The 21,791-nt window shown below is 74.3% G+C and carries 22 protein-coding genes; 13 read left to right on the top strand and 9 right to left on the bottom strand.

Annotated features, from left to right (window positions below; translation table 11 throughout):
• Together A949_RS35250 and mycP are read left to right on the top strand one after the other, a co-directional pair.
• A partial coding sequence (locus A949_RS35250) for a hypothetical protein (RefSeq protein ID WP_019360098.1) occupies window positions 1-1,008 on the top strand: 1,008 nt, incomplete at its 5' end.
• Entirely contained in the window at window positions 1,005-2,234 is a 1,230-nt protein-coding gene (mycP, locus tag A949_RS0131755; protein ID WP_019360097.1) for a type VII secretion-associated serine protease mycosin, read from the top strand. The genes A949_RS35250 and mycP, both read left to right, overlap by 4 nt.
• On the opposite strand, the gene A949_RS35245 is transcribed toward mycP, so the two are convergent.
• Entirely contained in the window at window positions 2,155-3,045 is an 891-nt protein-coding gene (locus A949_RS35245) for a serine hydrolase (protein ID WP_078565589.1), read from the bottom strand. The genes mycP and A949_RS35245 overlap by 80 nt on opposite strands.
• 69 nt (window positions 3,046-3,114) lie before the next feature.
• Between A949_RS35245 and A949_RS0131745 the strand changes: the two genes are divergently transcribed.
• Both A949_RS0131745 and A949_RS0131740 read left to right on the top strand, forming a co-directional pair.
• A complete protein-coding gene (locus A949_RS0131745) occupies window positions 3,115-3,912 on the top strand; it encodes an SseB family protein (RefSeq protein WP_019360095.1) in 798 nt (265 codons plus the stop codon).
• Between the two features lie 141 nt (window positions 3,913-4,053).
• Entirely contained in the window at window positions 4,054-4,818 is a 765-nt protein-coding gene (locus A949_RS0131740) for an MIP family channel protein (protein ID WP_019360094.1), read from the top strand.
• Window positions 4,819-4,864: 46 nt separating this feature from the next.
• On the opposite strand, the gene A949_RS0131735 is transcribed toward A949_RS0131740, so the two are convergent.
• Window positions 4,865-5,239 (bottom strand): DUF1844 domain-containing protein, encoded by a 375-nt coding sequence (locus tag A949_RS0131735; RefSeq protein WP_019360093.1) that lies wholly within the window; start codon window positions 5,237-5,239, stop codon window positions 4,865-4,867.
• A gap of 388 nt (window positions 5,240-5,627) precedes the next feature.
• On the opposite strand from A949_RS0131735, the gene infC reads away from it, so the two are divergent.
• The 8 genes from infC to A949_RS35235 all read left to right on the top strand — a co-directional run bounded on the left by infC (window position 5,628) and on the right by A949_RS35235 (window position 14,940).
• Window positions 5,628-6,308 carry a translation initiation factor IF-3 gene (infC, locus tag A949_RS0131730; protein ID WP_388547745.1) on the top strand — a complete coding sequence of 227 codons (681 nt, stop codon included), beginning with the start codon at window positions 5,628-5,630 and terminating at the stop codon, window positions 6,306-6,308.
• A gap of 101 nt (window positions 6,309-6,409) precedes the next feature.
• The gene (rpmI, locus tag A949_RS0131720) at window positions 6,410-6,604 is read left to right on the top strand and encodes a 50S ribosomal protein L35 (RefSeq protein ID WP_019360090.1); all 195 of its coding nucleotides are present in this window, start codon (window positions 6,410-6,412) and stop codon (window positions 6,602-6,604) included.
• Between the two features lie 80 nt (window positions 6,605-6,684).
• On the top strand, window positions 6,685-7,068 hold the full coding sequence (gene rplT, locus A949_RS0131715; protein WP_019360089.1) for a 50S ribosomal protein L20: 384 nt from the start codon (window positions 6,685-6,687) through the stop codon (window positions 7,066-7,068).
• Window positions 7,069-7,208: 140 nt separating this feature from the next.
• Entirely contained in the window at window positions 7,209-8,012 is an 804-nt protein-coding gene (locus A949_RS0131710) for a TrmH family RNA methyltransferase (RefSeq protein ID WP_019360088.1), read from the top strand.
• Between the two features lie 103 nt (window positions 8,013-8,115).
• Entirely contained in the window at window positions 8,116-9,228 is a 1,113-nt protein-coding gene (locus tag A949_RS35240) for a sensor histidine kinase (protein WP_019360087.1), read from the top strand.
• 163 nt (window positions 9,229-9,391) lie between these two features.
• Entirely contained in the window at window positions 9,392-10,513 is a 1,122-nt protein-coding gene (gene pheS / locus A949_RS0131700; RefSeq protein WP_019360086.1) for a phenylalanine--tRNA ligase subunit alpha, read from the top strand.
• Entirely contained in the window at window positions 10,513-13,065 is a 2,553-nt protein-coding gene (gene pheT / locus A949_RS0131695) for a phenylalanine--tRNA ligase subunit beta (protein WP_019360085.1), read from the top strand. The genes pheS and pheT overlap by 1 nt, the downstream gene beginning before the upstream one ends.
• A gap of 195 nt (window positions 13,066-13,260) precedes the next feature.
• The gene (locus tag A949_RS35235) at window positions 13,261-14,940 is read left to right on the top strand and encodes an MFS transporter (protein WP_019360084.1); all 1,680 of its coding nucleotides are present in this window, start codon (window positions 13,261-13,263) and stop codon (window positions 14,938-14,940) included.
• A gap of 70 nt (window positions 14,941-15,010) precedes the next feature.
• Here A949_RS35235 and A949_RS0131685 read toward each other — a convergent pair whose 3' ends face one another.
• From A949_RS0131685 to A949_RS0131660, 7 genes are all read right to left on the bottom strand, one after another.
• Window positions 15,011-15,580 carry a hypothetical protein gene (locus A949_RS0131685; protein ID WP_019360083.1) on the bottom strand — a complete coding sequence of 190 codons (570 nt, stop codon included), beginning with the start codon at window positions 15,578-15,580 and terminating at the stop codon, window positions 15,011-15,013.
• A 31-nt stretch (window positions 15,581-15,611) separates the two neighbouring features.
• Window positions 15,612-15,791, bottom strand: a complete 180-nt coding sequence (locus tag A949_RS38380) for a hypothetical protein (RefSeq protein WP_139141093.1) — start codon at window positions 15,789-15,791, stop codon at window positions 15,612-15,614.
• Window positions 15,792-15,932: 141 nt separating this feature from the next.
• Window positions 15,933-16,226, bottom strand: a complete 294-nt coding sequence (locus tag A949_RS38660; protein ID WP_019360082.1) for a hypothetical protein — start codon at window positions 16,224-16,226, stop codon at window positions 15,933-15,935.
• Window positions 16,227-16,320: 94 nt separating this feature from the next.
• Complete coding sequence (locus tag A949_RS0131675; protein ID WP_019360081.1) at window positions 16,321-17,499, bottom strand: helix-turn-helix domain-containing protein; 1,179 nt, start codon at window positions 17,497-17,499, stop codon at window positions 16,321-16,323.
• Window positions 17,500-17,718: 219 nt separating this feature from the next.
• Window positions 17,719-18,591, bottom strand: coding sequence for a 3-hydroxybutyryl-CoA dehydrogenase (locus A949_RS0131670; RefSeq protein ID WP_037708413.1), 873 nt, complete (start codon window positions 18,589-18,591; stop codon window positions 17,719-17,721).
• A gap of 284 nt (window positions 18,592-18,875) precedes the next feature.
• Entirely contained in the window at window positions 18,876-19,082 is a 207-nt protein-coding gene (locus A949_RS0131665; RefSeq protein ID WP_019360079.1) for a DUF1918 domain-containing protein, read from the bottom strand.
• 25 nt (window positions 19,083-19,107) lie between these two features.
• The gene (locus tag A949_RS0131660) at window positions 19,108-20,121 is read right to left on the bottom strand and encodes a DMT family transporter (protein WP_019360078.1); all 1,014 of its coding nucleotides are present in this window, start codon (window positions 20,119-20,121) and stop codon (window positions 19,108-19,110) included.
• Between A949_RS0131660 and A949_RS0131655 the strand changes: the two genes are divergently transcribed.
• Window positions 20,120-21,580 (top strand): aminotransferase-like domain-containing protein, encoded by a 1,461-nt coding sequence (locus A949_RS0131655; RefSeq protein WP_037708398.1) that lies wholly within the window; start codon window positions 20,120-20,122, stop codon window positions 21,578-21,580. The two genes, A949_RS0131660 and A949_RS0131655, sit on opposite strands and share 2 nt — an antisense overlap.
• Window positions 21,581-21,791: the final 211 nt, after the last annotated feature.

Raw genomic sequence — 21,791 nt, 5'->3', positions numbered from 1 at the left:
GGGACCGGGCCGGGGCCGCAGCGCACCGCCGCCTCCGTACCGGCCCAGCGGCCCGCCCCGCCGGCCGACCCGCCGCTCATGCCGCCGCCCGCGCCGAGGGGGCCCGCCAGGCTGCGCCCGCTGCTGCCCGCCGCGCCCTTCGGGTACTCCCCGCTGACGGTGCGTTCGCTCGTCGTCGCCGTCTGCCTCGTGCTCGGCGTCGGGCTGCTGGGCGGCGCGGCCGCCGGAACCCTGCTGTCCGGGGACGAGGCGGGACGGCACTCGGTGGCCGCCGGGTTCGACGGGGCCCGCGCCGCCTGGCACGAGATCCCGGTGGACGACCTGTTCCCGCGCACCCTGGACGGGAAGGGCGCCGGACCCGGTGGCGCCGACCGCCGCTGGACCCGTGTCGCGGTGGCCCCCGACAGCGGCTGTGCGCACGCCTTCGACCCGCTGCTGGCCAAGGCGCTCACCCCGGTCGGCTGCGCCCGGCTGGTGCGGGCCACCTACGCCGACGAGACCTCCAGCAGCGTCACCACGGTCGGGCTGATGTTCACCAAGGCCGACCCGGCCGCCATGCGGGACCTGCGGCAGCGGTTCGCCGTCCAGAACCTCGGCCGGCGCACCGATCTGATGCCCCGTCCGTACGCCGCCCGCGGCACGGTCGCCGCCGACTTCGGCGACGCGCAGCGCGCCAGCTGGACGGTGCACGTGCTCCGCGACGCGCCTGTCGTGGTCTACTCCGTCTCCGGCTTCGCCGACGGCCGCGTCGTCACCGACCCGCAGTCGGCGAACGACGCCACCCGCAGGGCCGAGACCTCGGCCGCGGCGCAGGCCGGACTCGGCCACGAGGCCCAGGGCATCGCCGACCGGATCGAGCGGCGGCTGCGCGAGGCCACCGTCCGGCGGGACTCCGGGGACGCCGACACGGCGGCGAAGGGCGGCCGGGGCACCGGGGACCGGGCCGGTACGGAGTCCGCCGACGGCCACGGGGGCGGGGACGAGAGCGCCGAGGACGGGAGCCGATGAAGCCGCTGCTGCGTACGCTGCTGCCCCTGCTCTGCACCGTGCTGGCGTTCGGTCCGCTCACCGCGGGAACGGCACACGCGCGGGGGGCCGGCCTCCAGGACAGGGAGTGGGCGCTGGACGCGTTGCACGCCCGGGAGGCGTGGAAGACCACCAAGGGCCGCGGCGTCACCGTCGCCGTGCTGGACACCGGCGTCGACGCCGACCATCCCGACCTGCACCGCAACGTCCGCGCCGGCAAGGACATGGTCGGCATGGGCGCAGGGAAGGGCGACCGCGCCTGGGCCCGGCACGGCACCGCCATGGCCGGCATCATCGCCGGGCACGGCCACGGCGAGGACGGCGAGGACGGGGTGCTGGGCATCGCGCCCGAGGCCCGCATCCTGCCGGTCCGGGTGCTGCTGGAGGAGAAGGACCCGCAGCGCGCCGAGGCCCGCGACCGGCGCAAGACCGCGCTGGCCGACGGCATCCGCTGGGCCGCCGACCACGGAGCCGACGTCATCAACCTCTCGCTCGGGGACGACAGCGACTCCGCGCACCCCGACGCGCGCGAGGACGCCGCCGTCCGCTACGCGCTGCGCAAGGGCGCCGTGGTCGTCGCCTCGGCCGGCAACGGAGGGGAGGACGGCGACCACATCTCCTACCCGGCCGCCTACCCCGGCGTGATCGCCGTGGCCGCGGTCGACCGCAACGGCGCGCGGGCCTCCTTCTCCACCCGCCGCTGGTACGCCACCGTGGCCGCGCCGGGCCAGGACATCCTCATCGCCGACCCCGACCGCAGCTACTACCAGGGCTGGGGCACCAGCGCCGCCGCGGCCTTCACCTCCGGTGCCGTCGCGCTGGTGCGGGCCGCCCACCCCGAGCTGAGCCCGGCGCAGATCAAGGAACTGATCTCGGACACCGCCGGGCACACCCCGGAGGGCGGGCGCAGCGACGCGGTCGGCACCGGGCTGGTGGACCCGGCGGCGGCCATCGAGGTGGGCTCCCACATCGAGCCGCGCGCCCAGCGGCCGTCCGTGGGCTCGTACCGCAAGCAGTACTTCGGCTCCGCGCGGGCCGGGGACCAGGGCGGACCCGGCTGGTTCGCGATGCTGGCGGGCGCGGCGGGGGCCGTGCTGATCGGCGCCGCCGTCGCCGTGCACCGCGGGTTCACACCCCGGCGGCCGGCCCGGCTGCTCCGCCGCTTCGCGGACCCGGCTGCCGGCAGTCCCGGCCCGCCCGGTCGGTGAGCCCCCGCACCGCGTCGCGGGCGGCCCGCTCGACCGCGGCGACGCCCTCCTGGCGGGTGGTGTGCCCGTCCGAGAGCACCGCCAGCAGCCAGGGGCGGCCCGCCGCGGTCACCCGCCCCACGCTGCTGATCACCCACAGACCGGTCGCCGTGCGCGGCAGCCAGCCGTTCTTCACCTCGCCCTGCGGTACCCCGGGCGCCTCGGCACAGGGGTCGGCGGCCGCGGTGACACCCCAGCGCTGTCCGGGGACGACGCGGCCCATCAGGTGCCGCACCCATTGCCGCGCCCACGGCGCGAGCACCTCCCGCCGCGGTCCGCGCCCGTGCACGGCGCGCAGTAGCGCGAGCTGGTCCGCGGCCGTGGTGGTGCTCAGCCCCCAGCGTCCGTCCGGGGCCGCGCGGGTGCGGGCCGTCCCCAGCAGCCGTCCGGCCGCGGTGACGCCCGCGGCGCCTCCGGCGGCCTGCCACAGCGCGTTCGCGGCGGCGTTGTCGCTGCGCTCGATCATCGCGGCGGCCCACGCCCGCTCCTGAGCCGTCACCTCCCGTGCCCGGCGTCCGAGGGCGCCCTGCACCCGCAGCGCCAGCGCCGCGAGGATGTGCACCTTCATCACGCTCGCCGCGACGAACACCTCGTCCGCGCCGCGCGCCACCGACTCCGGCGCGCCCTCCAGCGGTTGCGCGGCCAGGGACAGCCGCGCCGGGGGAACCGGTCCGGGACGCCGCGCCGCGTCCGGCGGCACCGTCCGCGTGGGTTCCGGCGACGGCCGTGCCCCCTCGGGCGCCCCGCCCGCCGTCCCTCCTCGCGCGTTCATCCCGCCGACGCTACCGGTGCCCGCCCCCTCCCGCAGCCCGGCCCTCCCGGCACCCGATACGCTCGGTGCGTGGCGCTCAAGAACATTCCGGCATCGGCCTTCTCCCGTGACGACGGCACCGCCGATGCGGCGCTCGCCGAGGCGCTCGCCGCATGGGAGGCCGAGGGCCGGGCACCGGGTGCCGAGCCCCGGATCCTGGAGGCGCTGCGCGGGGCGCGGCTCCTGGTCCCCGTCGTCGCCGTCCTCACCGAGGCCGAGACCGGCGAGGACGGGCTGCGCCGTGACAAGACCAGCGAGATGGCCGTACCCACGCTGAACGCGCCCGGCGGGCGGCGGGCGTTGCCCGCCTTCACCTCCACCGAGGCGCTGTCCCGCTGGCGGCCCGACGCGCGCCCGGTGGCCGTACCGCTGGGGCAGGCGCTCCAGGCGGTCGCCCACGAGCAGGCGGACACGCTGCTCCTCGACCTGGCCGGTCCGGTGCCCTACGAGCTGACCGGGGCGGCGCTGCACGCGCTGGCCGAGGGGCGGGTCCACACGTCGGTCTCGGCCGACCCGGCCGTCGCCGAGGCACTGCGCGGGGTGCTGGCGGCCGAGCCCGCGGTGCTCGGCGCCCATCTGGCGCCCGGGAGTGCCGACGGCTCCGGGGACGGCGTTCTCGCACTCGCCCCGGCGCCCGGTGCCGAGCTGCAGTCCCTCGCCCAGCGGGTGGCCGGTGCGCTGGCGGCCGACGAGACGCTGCGCGCCCGGCTGACCGGGGGTCTGGACCTGGCGCTTCTGCCGCCCGGCAGCCCGCTGCCCGAGGCGGCTTTCTACCGTGCCGACCGGACCGGGTCGGCGGACGCTACCCGCCCCGCCGACCCGGCCTGACGGGCGCGTCCGGCGCCGTCCGGGCGGGGGCCGGCCGGGCCGTCCCGACGTGCGAGCCGGGCGGCCGCGTCGGACACTCAGGAGGAATGCCGGGAATGTCCGACCCCCGGCCGGCTCCGACGACCCCCACGGGAGGTCGACATGCAGGTCAAGTCGCTCCAGGCCAGTCCGGAACAGCTCAAAGACCTGGAAGACAAGCCACAGCCGATCGCCGCGGAGTTCCTGGGCACTCTGCTGCTGGTGTTCTTCGGCGTCGGCGCCGCCGTGCTGGCGGCCGAGTACGTCGGCTCGCTGGGCATCGCGCTCACGTTCGGCTTCGTGATGCTGGCCATGGCGTACGCCATCGGCCCGATCTCCGGCTCCCACCTCAACCCCGCGGTGACGCTGGGGATGTTCCTGGCCGGACGGCTGGATCTGGAGCTGGCGGTCAAGTACTGGGTCTCGCAGCTGGTCGGCGGGATCGCCGGCGCGGCGCTGCTGTTCCTGGTCGCCAAGCAGGTGCCGGGCCTGGAGACGAGCGGAAGCTTCGGCAGCAACGGCTTCGGCGACCGCTCGGCGGTGCACATCAACACCGGCGGCGCCTTCGTCGCCGAGGTGGTGCTGACGTTCCTGTTCGTCTACACCGTGCTCGCGGTCACCCACAAGGTGGCGGTGGTCGGCTTCGACGGGCTGCCCATCGGTATCGCGCTGGCCGTCGTCCATCTGGTCGGCATCCCGCTGACCGGCACGTCGGTGAACCCGGCCCGGAGCCTGGGGCCCGCCCTCTTCGCGGGTGGAGCGGCCCTCACCCAGCTGTGGATGTTCATCGTCGCACCGCTGGTGGGCGGGGCCGTGGCGGCCTACGTGCACGTGGTCACGCACCCGCAGCCCAACCGCCGGCCGCGCCGCGAGGCGAGGGTCGACTGAGATGCGCAGGGTCCCGGACGGCCCCGCGCGGCAGCGGGCCCGCTGCTCAGCCGTGCACGGGTCCGGTGTACTTCTCGCCGGGCCCCTGCCCCGGCTCGTCCGGGACGGCGGACGCCTCGCGGAAGGCGAGCTGGAGCGACTTGAGGCCGTCGCGCAGCGGCGCGGCGTGGTAGGAGCCGATCTCGGTGGCGCTCGCGGTGACGAGCCCGGCCAGCGCCTGGATCAGCTTGCGCGCCTCGTCCAGGTCCTTGTGCTGCGCGCCCTCCTCGGCCAGGCCGAGGTTGACGGCGGCGGAGCTCATCAGATGCACCGCCACGGTGGTGATCACCTCGACGGCCGGCACGTCCGCGATGTCGCGGGTCAGGTTGTCGAAGTCGGGGGTCTGACCGGAGGGCTCCCCGGCGGTTGCGGCGTCACTCATGCGGATCACCCTAAGCCCCCGCCGCTCCCGTATTGTCGTACGGTCCGCGCGGCCCGCTGCCGCACCGGCGGCCGGGTCCCGGTCCCGGCGCGACGGCCGGGACCGGCAGGTCCGTCCGTGCCGGGGCGGGTGCCGGGCGGCGTTCCCGGCGCCCGGCTGCTATGCTGGGACACCGACCGGCTGAAGTCCGTCCCCGCCGCCAGCGACAGGGACCGCCTCCAGCCCGCAAGTGGAGGCTCCGCTCTCCCACCTGGTGGCCCCTCGGGCCGCGGGTCAAAGGTCAGGCTGCGCCCCGCGGTTTCCGCGGCGGTGCTCCCGGTCTGTGAGGAGCCCCGCCTGTGACCCGTTCGGGGCGTTTTTTGCGTTCGCGTGCGGTGGTCACCAACTGATTACAGACTCATGCGCGGCCGTCCGCCAGACGCTCGCGCGGTGTACCCGAGGAGGCCCCATCAGCGCCGAGCCCCGCATCAACGACCGCATTCGCGTCCCCGAGGTGCGACTCGTCGGTCCCAGCGGCGAGCAGGTCGGCATCGTGCCGCTTGCCAAGGCCCTGGAGCTCGCCCAGGAGTACGACCTCGACCTGGTCGAGGTCGCGGCGAACGCCCGTCCGCCGGTGTGCAAGCTCATGGACTACGGCAAGTTCAAGTACGAGTCGGCCATGAAGGCCCGTGAAGCGCGCAAGAACCAGGCGCACACGGTCATCAAGGAGATGAAGCTCCGGCCGAAGATCGACCCGCACGACTACGACACCAAAAAGGGTCATGTCGTCCGGTTCCTCAAGCAGGGCGACAAGGTCAAGATCACGATCATGTTCCGCGGTCGTGAGCAGTCCCGCCCCGAGCTGGGCTTCCGACTGCTGCAGCGGCTCGCGGACGACGTGGCGGACCTGGGCTTCGTGGAGTCCAACCCGAAGCAGGACGGCCGCAACATGATCATGGTTCTCGGTCCGCACAAGAAGAAGACCGAGGCGATGGCCGAGGCCCGCGAGGCGCAGGCCGCCCGCAAGGCGGAGCGCCAGCAGGGGGCCGCACCCGCTGAGGAGTCCGCCGAGGAGCCCGCCGAGGCGTGAGCACTCCCGGGGCACCCGCCCTGGAACCCGAAACGAACGAACGGCGCTTCCGCCTGCCCGCCGGGCACCGGGAGCGTCCCGACGAGGAGTGAAACGGCGACATGCCGAAGAACAAGACGCACAGTGGTGCCCGCAAGCGCTTCAAGGTCACCGGCTCCGGCAAGGTGATGCGCCAGCGCGCCGGCCGCCGCCACCTTCTCGAGCACAAGCCGTCCACGCTGACGCGCCGCCTTGCCGGCAAGACCGAAGCGGCCCCGGCCGACGCCAAGAAGATCAAGAAGCTTCTCGGCAAGTAAGTCCCCGCACGACCGGGACCCCATCGACTCGGGCCGGGCAGTGAAGCCCCTTCCCGGACCCGCCAACAAGGAGTAATCACGTGGCACGCGTCAAGCGGGCGGTCAACGCTCAGAAGAAGCGCCGGGCGATCCTGGACCAGGCCAGCGGCTACCGCGGGCAGCGGTCGCGCCTGTACCGCAAGGCGAAGGAGCAGGTCACCCACTCCTACGTCTACAACTACAACGACCGCAAGAAGCGCAAGGGCGACTTCCGTCAGCTGTGGATCCAGCGGATCAACGCCGCTGCCCGCGCCAACGGCATCACCTACAACCGCTTCATCCAGGGTCTGAAGGCCGCCTCCGTCGAGGTCGACCGCAAGATGCTGGCCGACCTCGCCGTCAACGACGCCGCGGCCTTCACCGCGCTGGTCGAGGTCGCGCAGAAGGCGCTGCCGAGCGACGTCAACGCGCCGAAGGCCGCCTGAACCTCCGGCTGACGCCTTCGACCCGACACCTTCGGCCCTGTCGCCGGGACCCTCGCCGCCGTGGCTCCGCCGCGGCGGCGAGAACTGTGTGCGGCGGCGGACGCTGCCCGCCCCTCCCCGAAAGTGAGCGAGCACCCTCCATGCCCCCCGAGTTGACCTCGCTGCGGTCGCCCCGCGTCGTCACCGCCCGCAAGCTCGGCAGACGGAGCTTCCGCGGCAAGGAGCGCCGGTTCCTGGCCGAGGGGCCGCAGGCGGTGCGGGAGGCGCTGGAGCACCTGGTCGAGGTCTACGCGACGCCGGAGGCCGCCGACCGGCACGCGGACCTGCTGGACGCCGCCCGGGCGGCCCGCGTCCCGGTGCTCACCGCCTCGGACGAGGTGGTCGCGGAGATGTCCGACACCGTCACCCCGCAGGGCGTCGTGGGGCTCTGCCGCTTCGTCGACCGGCCCTTCGCCGAGATCGTGGCGGCCCGCCCCCGGCTGGTCGCCGTCCTCGCCCACGTGCGCGACCCCGGGAACGCGGGCACCGTGCTGCGCTGCGCCGACGCCGCCGGAGCCGACGCGGTGGTGCTCACCGACGCCTCGGTGGACCTGTACAACCCCAAGGCGGTGCGCTCCTCGGCCGGTTCGCTCTTCCACCTGCCCGTCGCCGTCGGCGTCCCCGTCGAGGAGGCGGCCCGGGCGCTGTCCGGGGCCGGGGTGCGGGTGGTGGCCGCCGACGGCACCGGGGAGCGGGACCTGGACGAGGAACTCGACGCCGGTGCGATGGCCGCACCCACCGCCTGGGTGTTCGGCAACGAGGCGTGGGGGCTGCCGGAGGCGACGCGGGCGCTGGCGGACGCCGTGGTGCGGGTGCCGCTGCACGGCCGCGCCGAGAGCCTCAACCTCGCGACGGCCGCCGCCGTCTGCCTCTACGCCTCGGCGCGCGCCCAGCGGGCCAGCTGAGATGCCCCCGTGTCCGCTGAGGTGCCACGCGGTCACCCAGAGCTAGTAGGGTGTCGCCCCCGGGCGCCGGGTACCGAGGGCGCCGGAGGAGGGGCGGAACGGCATGGACGTGCAGCCCGACGACCTGCCTGACGGACTCGTGGTCGCCGACGGCGCCGGGCGCGTCGTCTGCTTCAACGCCGCGGCGGCCCGCATCACCGGGCGGTCCCGGGAGGAGGCGCTGGGCAGTCCGCTGCACACCGCGCTCCCGCTGGAGGACCTGGACGGGCGCCGCTGGTGGCAGCTGACCGACCCGTACGGCGGGCTCGCGATCCGCAGCGCGCAGCCCGAGCGGAACCTGCTGCTGCCCGGCGGCCACGAGGTGCTGGTCGCCGCGCGCTATGTACGGGAGCGCCCGCGCGGGCCGGTGGAGCGGGTGGTCGTCACGCTGCGCGGCACCGAGGCCAGACGGCGCACCGAGCGCAGCCACGCGGAGCTGATCGCCACCGTCGCGCACGAGCTGCGCTCGCCGCTCACCTCGGTCAAGGGCTTCACCGCGACGCTGCTGGCCAAGTGGGAGCGCTTCACCGACGACCAGAAGCGGCTGATGCTGGAGACCGTCAACGCGGACGCCAACCGCGTCACACGGCTCATCGCCGAGCTGCTGGACATCTCCCGCATCGACTCCGGGCGGCTGGAGGTGCGCCGCCAGCGGCTCGACCTGCCGGCCGTGGTGCGGCGGCATGTGGAGGCCCACATCGCCGCGGGCGAGCCCGCCTCCCGCTTCCGCACGCGGATCGCCGACTCGCTCCCCGACCTGTGGGCCGACCCCGACAAGATCGAGCAGGTGCTGGCCAACCTGCTGGAAAACGCGGTGCGGCACGGCGAGGGAACTGTCACCATCGAGGTGCGCCCCGCGTCGTCCCCGCGGGAGCCCGGCGCCGCCGGGACGGCCGTCACGGTCAGCGACGAGGGGCCGGGTATCCCGGAGGAGTCCATGAGCCGTGTCTTCACCCGCTTCTGGCGCGGCAGCAGGCGCGGCGGTACGGGCCTGGGCCTCTACATCGTCAAGGGCATCGTGGAGGCGCACGGCGGCGTGATCACCGTCGAACGGGCGCAGGGCGCCGACCGCGCCGAGGCCGCCCCGCGGCCGCGGGCCGGAGCCGAGGACGCGGGCGCGAGCGGGGCCCGGTTCCGATTTATCCTGCCCGTGGGCGCCCCGGCCTTCCTGGCCTGACACCGGGCTTCACCGGCGCGCACGGGCCGACTCCGCAACCAGCACCGGAGGCCCGGCGGCCTCCGCGTGTCCGCCACCGGGCGGCCCCCCTTAGACTCGGGCCCCGGCACGCAGTCACCGGGCACGGGCGGGGCGCAGCCACCAATCGGAAACACGGGAAGAGATGTCGGCACCCAACAAGTCGTACGACCCAGTCGAGGTCGAGGCACTGAAACCGGAAGCGATCGACCGGGCCAGGGACGAGGCGCTCGGCGCCGTCGCCGCCGCCGGGGATCTGGAGGCGCTGCGCGAGGTCAAGGCGGCGCACGCGGGGGACCGCTCCCCGCTGGCGCTGGCCAACCGCGAGATCGGCGCGCTGCCGCCGCAGGCCAAGGCGGAGGCGGGCAAGCGGGTCGGACAGGCCCGCGGGGCCGTCAGCAAGGCCCTCAAGGCCCGGCAGGAGGAGCTGGAGCGCGAGCGCGACGAGCGCGTGCTGGTCGAGGAGGCCGTGGATGTCACGCTGCCCCACGACCGCCGCCCGGCCGGCGCCCGGCACCCGCTGACCACGCTGTCCGAGCGGATCGAGGACGTCTTCGTGGCGATGGGCTACGAGGTCGCCGAGGGGCCCGAGGTCGAGGCCGAGTGGTTCAACTTCGACGCGCTCAACCTGGACCCCGACCACCCGGCCCGCACCATGCAGGACACCTTCTTCGTGCGGGGTCCGGGCGGCGTCGAGGACTCCGGCGTGGTGCTGCGCACCCACACCTCGCCGGTGCAGATCCGCTCGCTGCTGGAGCGCGAACTGCCCGTCTACGTCATCTGCCCCGGCCGGGTCTACCGCACCGACGAGCTGGACGCCACGCACACCCCCGTCTTCGGCCAGGTCGAGCTGCTGGCCGTCGACGAGGGGCTGACCATGGCCGACCTCAAGGGCACCCTCGACCACATGGTCTCGGCGCTGTTCGGGGAGGGGCTGGGCACCCGGCTGCGGCCGTCCTACTTCCCCTTCACCGAGCCCTCCGCCGAGATGGACATGGTGTGCTTCGTGTGCCGGGGCACCTCCGTGGGCGACCCGGACAACCCCTGCCGTACGTGCAGCAGCGAGGGCTGGATCGAGCTGGGCGGCTGCGGCATGGTCAACCCGCGGGTGCTGACGGCCTGCGGTGTCGACCCGGAGCGCTACAGCGGGTTCGCCTTCGGCTTCGGCATCGAGCGGATGCTGATGTTCCGCCACAACGTCGAGGACATGCGAGACATGGTCGAGGGTGATGTGCGCTTCACCCTGCCGTTCGGGATGGAGATCTGATGCGGGCGCCGCTTTCGTGGCTGCGGGAGTACGTCGACCTGCCGGCCTCCGAGACCGGCCGGGACGTCGCGGCCAGGCTGATCGCGGCCGGTCTCGAGGTCGAGACGGTGGAGCGGACCGGTGCCGGGCTCAAGGGCCCGTTGGTGGTGGGCAGAGTGCTGGCCGTCGAGGAGCTGTCCGGGTTCAAGAAGCCCATCCGCTACTGCCAGGTGGACGTGGGCGGGGCGAACGGCACCGGGGAGCCGCAGAACCTCATCTGCGGGGCCACCAACTTCGCCGTCGGCGACAACGTCGTCGTCGTGCTGCCGGGTGCGGTGCTGCCCGGCGGGTTCGAGATCAGCGCCCGGAAGACCTACGGGCACGTCTCGGAGGGCATGATCTGCTCCGAGCGGGAGCTGGGCCTGGGCGAGGACCACGGCGGGATCCTGGTGCTGCCGCCCGAGCACGAGGCCGGCACCGACGCGATCGAGCTGCTGGAACTCGTGGACGAGGTCCTCGACATCGCGGTGACGCCCGACCGCGGCTACTGCCTCTCGCTGCGCGGCCTCGCCCGGGAGACGGCGACCGCCTACGGGCTGCCGCTGCGCGACCCGGCGCTGCTGGACGTGCCCCCGCCGACCGCGGACGGCTACCCGGTGCGGGTCGCCGACCCGCTGGGCTGCGACCGGTTCACCGCGCGCACCGTCTCCGGACTGCGGCCCGGGGCCCGGTCCCCGATCTGGCTGCAGCGCAGGCTGCAGAAGGCCGGGATGCGCCCGGTCTCGCTGCCCGTCGACATCACCAACTACGTGATGCTGGAGCTGGGCCAGCCGCTGCACGCCTACGACCGCTCCCGTGTCCAGGGCACCATCGGGGTGCGCCGCGCGGAGAGCGGCGAGAAGCTGATCACCCTCGACGGGGTCAAGCGCACGCTCGACGCCGGCGACCTGGTCATCACCGACGACCGCGGGCCCATCGGCCTGGCCGGCGTGATGGGCGGCGCCGACACCGAGATCGCCGACGCGGCCGCCGGCCCGGACGGTGGCACCGCCGGTACGACGGACGTGGTGATCGAGGCCGCGCACTTCGACCCGGTCTCCGTCGCCCGCAGCGCACGCCGCCACAAGCTCTCCTCGGAGGCGTCGCGCCGCTTCGAGCGCGGCGTCGACCCGCAGGCGGCGGCAGCGGCGGCGCAGCGCACCGTCGACCTGCTCAAGCTCCTCGCGGGCGGTACCGCCGACCCGGGCGTCACCGAGATCACCACTCCCTCGGGGCCGCGTACGGTCCGGATGGCCGCCGACCACCCCGACCGCGTCGCGGGCGTCGCCTACGGCCGCGAGACGGTCGTGCGCCGCCTCCAGCAGGTCGGCTGCGACGTCTACGGGAACACCGCGCCGTCCGGCACCCCGGGCGCGCCGGACGAGCTGACGGTCACCGTGCCGTCCTGGCGGCCCGACCTGACGGACCCGAACGACCTGGCCGAAGAGGTCGCCCGGCTGGAGGGCTACGAGAACCTGCCCGCCACGCTGCCCAGGCCGCTGCCGGGCCGCGGGCTGACCGAGCGCCAGCGGCTGCACCGCCGCGTCGGCCGCGCGCTGGCGGGCGCGGGCTATGTGGAGGCGCCGTCGTACCCGTTCGTCGGGGCCGCGGCCTTCGACGCGCTGGGCCTGGAGGCGGGCGACCCGCGGCGGCACACCGTGCAGCTCGTCAATCCGCTCTCCGACGAGGAGCCCGGGCTGCGCACCACGCTGCTGCCCGGCCTGCTGGCCTCGCTGCGCCGCAACGACGGGCGCGGCAGCCACGACCTGGCGCTGTTCGAGACGGGCCTGGTCTTCCTGCCCACCGGCAACGGCGCCGTGGCCGGACGGCCCCCGGTCACCCGGCGGCCCACCCGGGAGGAGTTGGACGCGCTGGACGCCGCGCTGCCGGAGCAGCCGCGGCACGTGGCAGCCGTCCTGGCCGGTTCCCGGGAGCGCGCCGGCTGGTGGGGCGCGGGCCGTTCCGCCACCTGGGCCGACGCCGTCGAGGCGGCGCGCACCGTCGCCGCCGAGGCGGGCGTGCGACTCACCGTGGAGAGCGCCGCCTACGCGCCCTGGCATCCGGGGCGCTGCGCCGCGCTGCACGTGCTGCTGGACGGCGCGCAGGTACTGGCCGGGCACGCCGGGGAGCTGCACCCGCGGGTGCTGAAGGCCCTCGGCCTGCCGGAGCGGACCTGCGCCATGGAGCTGGACCTCGACCTGGTCGAGCGGGCCGGCGGCGGCCCGGTGCGGGCTCCGCACGTGTCCACGTTCCCGGTGGCCACGCAGGACGTGGCCCTGGTCGTGGACGCGGCCGTCCCGGCCGCCGCGGTGGAGAGCGCGTTGCGGGCCGGCGCCGGGGAGCTGCTGGAGTCGCTGCGGTTGTTCGACGTCTTCACCGGCGAGCAGCTGGGCGCGGGCCGCAAGTCGCTGGCCTACGCGCTGCGCTTCCGGGCTCCGGACCGCACGCTCAAGGCCGAGGAGGCGTCCGCCGCGCGCGATGCGGCCGTCGCCGAGGCGGTCGAGCGCACGGGCGCGGTGCTGCGGGGCGCCTGACCGAGTCTCGCCCCGGCGTTCGAGGGGACATCCGTCACCGGCGGATGTCCCCTCATCTTTTCGGGTGAGAAGCCCGGACGATCTTCTGATGGACGGTCGGCGGCGGTTACGGGTGACGTCGTGGCAGCAGCGAACTCATCATCCCGTCCGGCGGACTCACCGCTCCGCAGCCTGATCCCTGCTCGTATCGACCGGATGCCCTGGTCCGGTTTCCACACGAAGATGATCGCGGCGCTGGGCTGTGCGTGGATCCTGGACGGCCTGGAGATCACGGTCGCCAGCTCGATCACCCCGGTCCTCACCCGTTCGGACACCCTGGGGCTCTCCTCCAGCGAAGCGGGCCTGATCGCGACCGTCTACCTGGTCGGCCAGGTCACCGGTGCGCTCTTCTTCGGCCGGATGGCCGACCGCTTCGGGCGGCGGAAGCTCTTCCTGCTGACGTTCGGCGTCTATCTGTTCGGCAGCGGGCTGACCGCGCTCACCTACGGGCAGGGGCCCGGCTGGGACGCCTTCCTGTACATGACCCGCTTCATCGCCGGAACCGGTATCGGCGGCGAGTACGCGGCCATCAACTCGGCGATCCAGGAGATGATGCCCGCCCGCTTCCGGGGCCGGGTCGATCTGCTGGTCAACGGCACCTACTGGGCCGGTGCCATGGTCGGCACCGTCGCCGAACTGGTGATCCTCAGCTCCTTCGACGACGCGGTCGCCTGGCGGATCGGGTTCCTGCTCGGCCCGGTGCTGGGCTTCTCCGTGCTGTTCGTCCGGCGCCATCTGCCCGAGAGCCCCCGCTGGCTGATCATGAACGGGCGGGAGGCCGAGGCCGAGGCCGCCATCGCCCGGATCGAGTCCGCCGTGCGCGCGCACGGCAAGAAGCTGCCGCCGGTCGAGGACAAGGACGCCATCGAGATCAGCGAATCGGCGCACAGCACCTACGTCACGCTGCTGCGGGTGCTCTTCCGGCGGTACCCCAAGCGGGCCGTGCTCGCCTCCACGCTGATGATCACGCAGTCGTTCCTCTACAACGCGATCTTCTTCACCTACACCCTGGTGCTGACGAAGTTCTACGGCGTCTCCGACAAGGACGCCCCGATGTACCTGCTCGCGTTCGCCGCGGGGAATCTGCTGGGTCCGATCATTCTGGGGCCGCTCTTCGACATCGTGGGACGGCGCTGGATGATCGCCGGAACCTACCTCTTCTCCGGATGCGCGCTGGGCGTCACCGCGACGCTGTTCGTCGCCGACGTGCTGACCGCGACCACCCAGACCGCCGCCTGGTGCATCATCTTCTTCTTCGCCTCCGCGGGCGCCTCCTCCGGCTATCTGACGGCGGGCGAGATCTTCCCGCTGGAGGTGCGCGGCAAGGCCATCGCGCTCTTCTTCGCCATCGGGCAGGCCGCCGGAGCCACCGGGCCCTACTTCTACGGCTGGCTCATCGGCGACGGCACCGAACGCGGCAGGCTCTACATCGGCTTCCTGGTCGGCGCGGTCATCATGATCATCGGAGGCCTGGCGGAGACATTCCTCGGCGTGGACGCCGAGCGCAAATCCCTGGAGTCGGTCGCCATGCCGCTCTCGGTGGTGCGGACCTCGGTCGACGCGGCCCGCCGCCGGACGGTCGAGAAGCTCAAGAAGCCCGGCGACCCGCCCACGGCCGCGCCGGGTGGCACGCCGGAGGCGCCGGGAGGCGCGCCCGATCCGACGCTGGAGGTGCCGGACCGGACCGCGCCCGCGCCCTCCGACAGCAAGCCCGACAAGCCGCTCGGAACGCCGAGCGGCTCCTCCGGACCGCCCAACGCGTCGGGCAGTTCCTCCGACGACGACGACCCGGACCCGCCTGGCGGCGAACCGCACGCCGACACCCCCGCCGTGTGACGGTCGGCCGCCGGGCCCGGGTCCGCTCCCGGGGCTCGGCCGGTACCGCCGCGGGGCCGCGCACACCCGGTCACGGTCGGTTGTCGTCCCTGCCCGGCTGACGCCGGTACAGGACGTCGAGGGGCTCGGGGACGGTGTCCGGGTCGACGGGCAGCCGGACGCACAGGCCGCAGCGCCACTCCTGGAGACCGGGACCGGTGCAGCGGACATGGACGACCAGGTGGAGATTCTGGTCCGCCGGGCAGACCGCGCAGCGGTAGGGGGCCGCGGGCAGTACGCCGGTGCGTGCGGCCGCCAGAAGCCGGACGCACGCCTCCAGCTGCACATCCGGCGGATCGTGCGCCAGCCAGCGGGGGAGCAGCCGGAACGCCGGGATGTCCGCACCCGCGGCGAGAGCCACTCCCCAGGCCCACGCCTCCTGCGCCGCGGCGAGAGCCAGCCGGCTGGCGGCGTGGGTGGCCGGATGGGCGCTCTCCGCACCGCGCGCCTGCCAGGCCAGTTCGGTGAGGGCCGCGGTCCGGTCGGCGAGCGCAGCGTCCGTCCATGCGGCGGGCGCGGTCACGCCGGTGCCGGCCCAGTACCGCCCGAGCCCGCCGGACACGACTTCCAGCAGACCGCTCGGCACGTCCCGGCCGGTCATGGTGTGCCGTCCTGTTCGGCGGTCCCGGGCATCAGCGGTCCTCCTGGCGGGCGGGTGAGCGGGTGGGAGTCGGACAGCGGCGGCAGCGGGCGCGGACGACGCGGCCCGTGCCGTCGCGGCCGCTGGTCAGCTCCAAGGGCTGCTTGCAGCGGGGGCAGGCGCCGTACCAGGTGCCGCCCCGGGGCGTGGTCGTCGCGGGTTCAGGCGGCATCCCGGCCACGTCCCTTCCGGCAGCGAGGGCACCGGCAGGGCCCCCAGTCGGCACTCACGGCACAGTGCCTGCCGCCGCGCAGCGTGCGCCACCGGCTCCAGGTCCGGCCGCCGTCGCGGGAGACGCGGATCCTCAGGGCGCTCATGCGGCGCGGCTCCCGGCGCGCCGACGGCCGAGTGCGCGCGGCCCGCGCCGCCTGCGGTCCGATGTGGCGTCGTGGTCCGCGCGTTCCCCGGCGGTGGCGGCACGCACGTGCTCCGGACGGGCCCGCCACCCGTAGCCGGTCGGGGGCACCAGGACGTACCGCGGCGGCGGCCCGCCGAGGAACTGCTGTACGCGGCCCACCCAGCCGGGCTCGGGCGGCACGGTCTGCCGCGTGGCCTCGTCCACCAGGTAGTCACCGCGTTGATGAGTCCGGCCCATGATCCACTCCATGACGAAACGTGTGCGTCCGGCTACATCGTCACGGAGTGGCCGAGCCCGAACTGTCATCACCGATTGATGGTTCGGGCCCGGGCTTCACGCCCCGTCAGTTCTTCAGCCAGGCTCCGAAGGAGAGGAAGCTGTCCGGCAGTCGACGCTTCGCCGACTCCAGTCCGGCGAACGTCTCCCGCACCAGCGGGTGCAGACGCGTCTGCTGCGGCGCGACGGACCGGGCGATCCGGAGCGACCCGAAAGCGTCGTCCGTCCGGCCGATCACCATCTGAGCCCGTGCCACCTCCGCGTGGTGATGCGCGACTCGCGAGGCCGGCAGCCCGGACGGGCTCATCTTCCCGGCGGCTTCGACCGCCTCGGCGTACCGGTCCCGTTCGGCATGGACGCTGACACGGTGCACCGCGACGTTCTTCGGCCCGAAGCACAGCCACCGAGTGGTCTGCTGCTCGCCGGTGCGCGCGGCGTACCTGTCGGCCTCGTCCAGGTGCTCGTCGGCCCGGTCGTCACCGGCCCGGGCGTACAGGACCGCGGCGCCGAGGTGCAGCCGACCGGTGACGACCTCGCGCTCCAGCCCGGGGTCCGCCTGTTCGATGGTCCTCATGCCGGACTGCACCAGCCGCAGCCCGGTGCGGTAGTCCCCTCCGCGCAGGTACACCAGGCCGCGCATGCACTGGCGGACGGCGCTTCCCGCCGGGTCGGAGGCGCGGATGCTGGCCCACTCCATCCGCTCCAGTGCGACGGTGCACAGGTCGAGCATGCCGAACTTCGTGGCCACGTCGTGACCGGTGCGGTAGGAGGCGGCGAGCGCTCTCCATGCCTGCTCGCTGTCGGTTTCGTGGGCGGCCGCGGTCAGTTCGGTGAGCAGCGCGGGCAGGGCCGCGGTCACCTGCCGCAGTTCGGCGCGCCGGGCGGCAGCGCACAGGCGCTCGCTCTCGGCGTGCAGTTCGGCGACGCTTCGCGGCCGGACCTCGGGGTCCGCGCCGACGTCGTACAGGTCGAACGCCTCGCGAAGGGGCTGGATCAGCCCGTCGACCTGCTCGGCGCGCAGCTCGTCCATGTAGGGCTGGCCGGTCAGTTCGGTCACCGGCACGGAGAGCGCGCGGGCCAACGCACCGAGAACAGCCGGAGAGGCGGCCATGACGCCCTGTTCGACCTTGGTCACGGTCGAGTAGGAGACGGCCGCACGGCTCGCCAGGCCGCGCTGGGTCAGCCGCCGGGCCTTCCTGGCCCGGGCTACTCGTGCGCCGGTGCTGTCGTCAGTGTGTGGGCGCATACGGGACTCCTCGTTCTGACCTGGACACTCAGAACGGTACGCCGCGCGGGGCCCGGGTGGCGATCCTCCGCCGCCGTCTCCCGTGTGTGCAGGGGCTGTTGGGGTCCGGGTGTGCCCCGGATCCGGGCCTTCCGAGGGGAAAGGAGTCTCCGGACAGCGGTGCGGGGTGCCGTCCGGTCCCGGACGGCACCCCGCACCGCGTGGCAGCGGTAGCCCCTGTCAGGAGTAGGTGTAGAAGCCCGCGCCGGCCTTCCGGCCCAGGCGGCCCGCGTCGACCATGCGCTGGAGCAGCGGGGGAGCGGCGTAGAGCGGCTCCTTGAACTCGGCGTACATCGAGTCGGCGACCGAGGCGACGGTGTCGAGGCCGATCAGGTCGGTGAGCTTGAGCGGGCCCATCGGGTGGGCACAGCCCAGCTCCATGCCGTTGTCGATGTCCTCGCGGCTGGCGATCCCGGACTCGAACATCCGGATGGCGGAGAGGAGGTAGGGGATCAGGAGCGCGTTGACGACGAAGCCGGAGCGGTCCTGTGCCCGGATGGTGTGCTTGCCCAGCACCTGGCCGACCACGGACTCGGCCCGCTTGACGGTCTCCTCGCCGGTGGTCAGGGCGGGAATCAGCTCGACGAGCTGCTGCACCGGCGCCGGGTTGAAGAAGTGGATGCCGATGACCTGGTCGGGCCGCGAGGTGGCCACGGCGAGCCTCACCAGCGGGATCGAGGAGGTGTTGGAGGCCAGGATGGCGTCGCTGCGGGTCACCACCTGGTCGAGCACCTGGAAGATCTCCGTCTTGACCTGCTCGTTCTCGATCACGGCCTCGATGACCAGATCGCGGTCGGCGAAGTCGCCCAGGTCGGTGGTGAAGGAGAGCCGCTCCAGCGTCTCGTCGCACTCCTGACGACTGATCTTGCCGCGGTCGGCGGCCTTGCCGAGCGAGTTGACCAGCCGGGTGCGGCCGAGTTCCAGGGCCTCACCGGTGGTCTCCGCGACCATCACCTCGAGACCGGACCGCGCGCACACCTCCGCGATACCCGCACCCATCTGCCCACAGCCCACCACTCCGACGCGTGCTACGCCGGCTACAGACTCCGTCACCTCGTGCCTTTCGCTGAACTTCACGGTCCGCAGCGAACCCGTCCCGAGTGTTGTGAGGGCCGCCGGGACACGTTGCTCCGCCGCCCGACGTTACCTGTGCCGGCACAGGTGGGGTGGGGCGGGTGCGAAAGGTCACCTATGTGCGGAGTGGGGTGCTCCCGCCGTGCGGATGCCCCCGCCGCAGGGGATTCCGGGGCCGGGGCCCCGGCCCGCCGGACGCGGGCGGCCGTCTCCGGCGCGGTGGCCGAGGGGTGGCCGTCCCGCGGTGGGCCGTTCCGCCGGGGTCAGCGCTGCTGACCGTGCGGTTCCCGGTGGCCCTGCACGACCGAGTCCGGGCCGGGGGAGACGACGGCTTCGTGGCCGTCGTCGAAACGCACCCGGTACGGAGGTTCACCCTTGGTGCCCAGGACCTCCAGGATCTCCGCCGTACGGTCGTGCTGCCCCACGGTCCGTCCGTGCATCAGCAGTTGGTCGCCCGTGTTCGCTCGCATGGACTTGCCCTCCTGTTCCCGGTGGTCAGGCGCGGCTGCGCTGTACGACCACGATGCACACCAGCACGGTGAGCGCCGCCGCGGGTGCGGCGGGGGACAGGCGCTCACCGAGTAGCAGCACCGCCCATACCAGCGTAAGCAGCGGCTGGGCGAGTTGCACCTGGCTGGTCCGGGCCACCCCGGCGAGGCCCATCGCGCGGTACCACAGGAGCATGCCGACGAACTGGGAGGCGACCGCCCCCCACACCAGACCCGGCACGGAATGCGAGGTCAGCGCCACCGGCTCGTGGGCCAGGGCGAAGGCGGAGCCGACCGCGGCCACCGGCAGGCAGGCCACCAGCGCCCACCCGATCACTTCCAGTGCGGGCAGCTCCCGCGCCAGCCTGCCGCCCTCGGCGTAGCCCGCGGCGCAGACCAGCAGCGCCCCGCACAGGAACAGGTCGCCGACGGCGAGGGCGCCGCCGCTCTGCTGCACCGCGAAGGCCACCACCACGGCGGCGCCGGCCAGCGCGGCCACCCAGAACAGCGGTGCCGGGCGTGAGCCGGTCCGTACGGTCGAGTACAGCGCGGTCGTCAGGGGCAGCAGGCCCACGATCACGGCGGCGTGCGAGGTGGTCGAGGTCTCCAGGGCGAGCGTGGTGAGCAGCGGGAATCCGATCACGACGCCGGAGGCGGCGATCGCGAGCCCGCCCCAGTGCCGGCGGTGCGGGACCGGTACCCGCCGCACCGCGAGCACGCCCGTGGCGACCAGTCCCGCGAGCAGGGCGCGCAGCGCGGCGGCCGTCCAGGGGCCGAATCCGTCCAGTGCCCAGCTCGTGGCGGGGAAGGTGAGGGAGAAGAAGACGACTCCCAGTGCGGCGAGGACCGCGCCGGTGCCGGTCGCCGGAGCGCCGGGTGCGGGGGCCGGGCCCGGTCGCTTCGGCGCGGGGGTGGTCGCGAGGGTGGGACGCGGGGCCGCTGTCGGCGCCGTCGGCGCCGTTCGGTCCGGAGCCGGGTCCGCTATCCGCGCGGATCGGATAGCGCTATCGTTGTCTCTCATGGTCGAGCGTAGCAGTGTTGCTGAACTGGCCGCTTCCCTTCGAGGGGAGCTGGACCGCTACTCCCCGGGTGAAAAGCTCCCGTCCAGTCGGTCGCTGGTCGACCGGTTCCGGGCCGGGCCGGTCACCGTCTCGCGGGCACTCGGGGTGCTCGTGGCCGAGGGGCTGGTGGTCACCCGGCCCGGCGTCGGCGCCTTCCGCGCCCCCTCCCGGCGCCCGGACGGCGCGCTGCTCCAGCGGGGTGACACCTCCTGGCAGGAGGTGGCGCTGAGCGCGGACGCCTCCGGCGACCAGGTGCCCCGCAGCGTCGACGCGAACGGCGTCACCACCACACTGGACGTGCCCCCGCCCGGCGTGCTCGAACTCAACGGCGGCTATCTGCCGCCCGGACTGCAGCCCACGCAGGCGCTCGCCGCCGCGCTCGCCCGCGCCGGACGCCGCCCGGGTGCCTGGCTGCGGCCGCCGCTGGAAGGACTCGAAGAGCTGCGCGGCTGGTTCGCGCGGGAGATCGGGGGCCCCGGCGGCACGGTCGCCGCCGCCGACGTACTGATCACCGCGGGCGGTCAGTCCGCGCTCACCACCGCCCTGCGCGCCCTCGCGCCCCCGGGCGCCGCCGTGCTCGTGGAATCCCCCACCTACCCGGGCATGCTCGCCGCGGCCCGCGCCTCGGGGCTGCGCCCGGTACCGGTCCCGGTGGACACCCAGGGGGTACGCCCCGACCTGCTGGCGGACGCGTTCCGGGCCAGCGGCGCGCGGGTGTTCGTCTGCCAGCCGCTGTTCCAGAACCCGACCGGCGCCGTCCTCGCGCCCGGCCGCCGCCGCGAGGTGCTGCGTGTGGTCCGCGAGGCAGGCGCCTTCCTCGTCGAGGACGACTTCGCCCGGCACCTCGCCCACGAGGACGCCGGGCCGCTGCCGCCCGCGCTGCGCGCCGAGGACCCCGACGGCGTCGTCGTGCACATCTGCTCGCTGACCAAGGCCACCTCGCCCAGCCTGCGGGTGGGTGCGCTGGCCGCTCGCGGGCCGGTGCTGGAGCGGCTGCGCGCCATCCAGGTCGTCGACACCTTCTTCGTGCCGCGGCCGCTCCAGGAGGCCGCGCTCGAACTCGTCGGCGCCCCCGCCTGGCCCCGCCATCTGCGCACCGTCGCCGCCGAGTTGCGCACCCGCCGTGAACTCACCCTGACCGCGCTCGCCGACCAGGTGCCCGCGCTGGGCCTGGCGCACGCCCCGCGCGGCGGCTACCACCTGTGGCTGCGGCTCCCCGACGGCACCGACGAGGGCGTGCTGACCGCCGCCGCGCTCCGCGCCGGTGTCGCCGTCGCACCCGGCAGCCCCTACTTCGCCGCCGAGTCCCCGGCCCCGCACATCCGGCTCACCTTCGCCCCCGCGGCAGCCGAGGGCGACATCGTCGAGGGCGTACGCCGCCTGGGCGCGGCCTGCGCCGAAGTGCTCACGCGGGGCTGAGCCGAGACCGCGCGGGTGTCGGCTCCCGGCAGGGGACCGGCGGCGGGTCCGCCCGGCACAGTTCCTCGGCCCGGCGTTCGTGGAGCGGCCACCTCGGGGCGCACCCGGGACACTGGGGCGCGGGCTCTGCCCGCATGGCCCCGCGTCCGAACGCGGAATGCGCACACAACTGCCGGACGTCCGCCTCTCGAACACCGGGCCGTCCGGCTCT

It is taken from the genome of Streptomyces sp. AA1529 (assembly GCF_000280905.1).
In the GTDB taxonomy this organism is placed as follows: Bacteria; Actinomycetota; Actinomycetes; order Streptomycetales; family Streptomycetaceae; genus Streptomyces.
The sequence above is the reverse complement of the archived record's forward strand: the minus strand, read 5'-3'. Positions and strand labels throughout refer to the sequence as shown.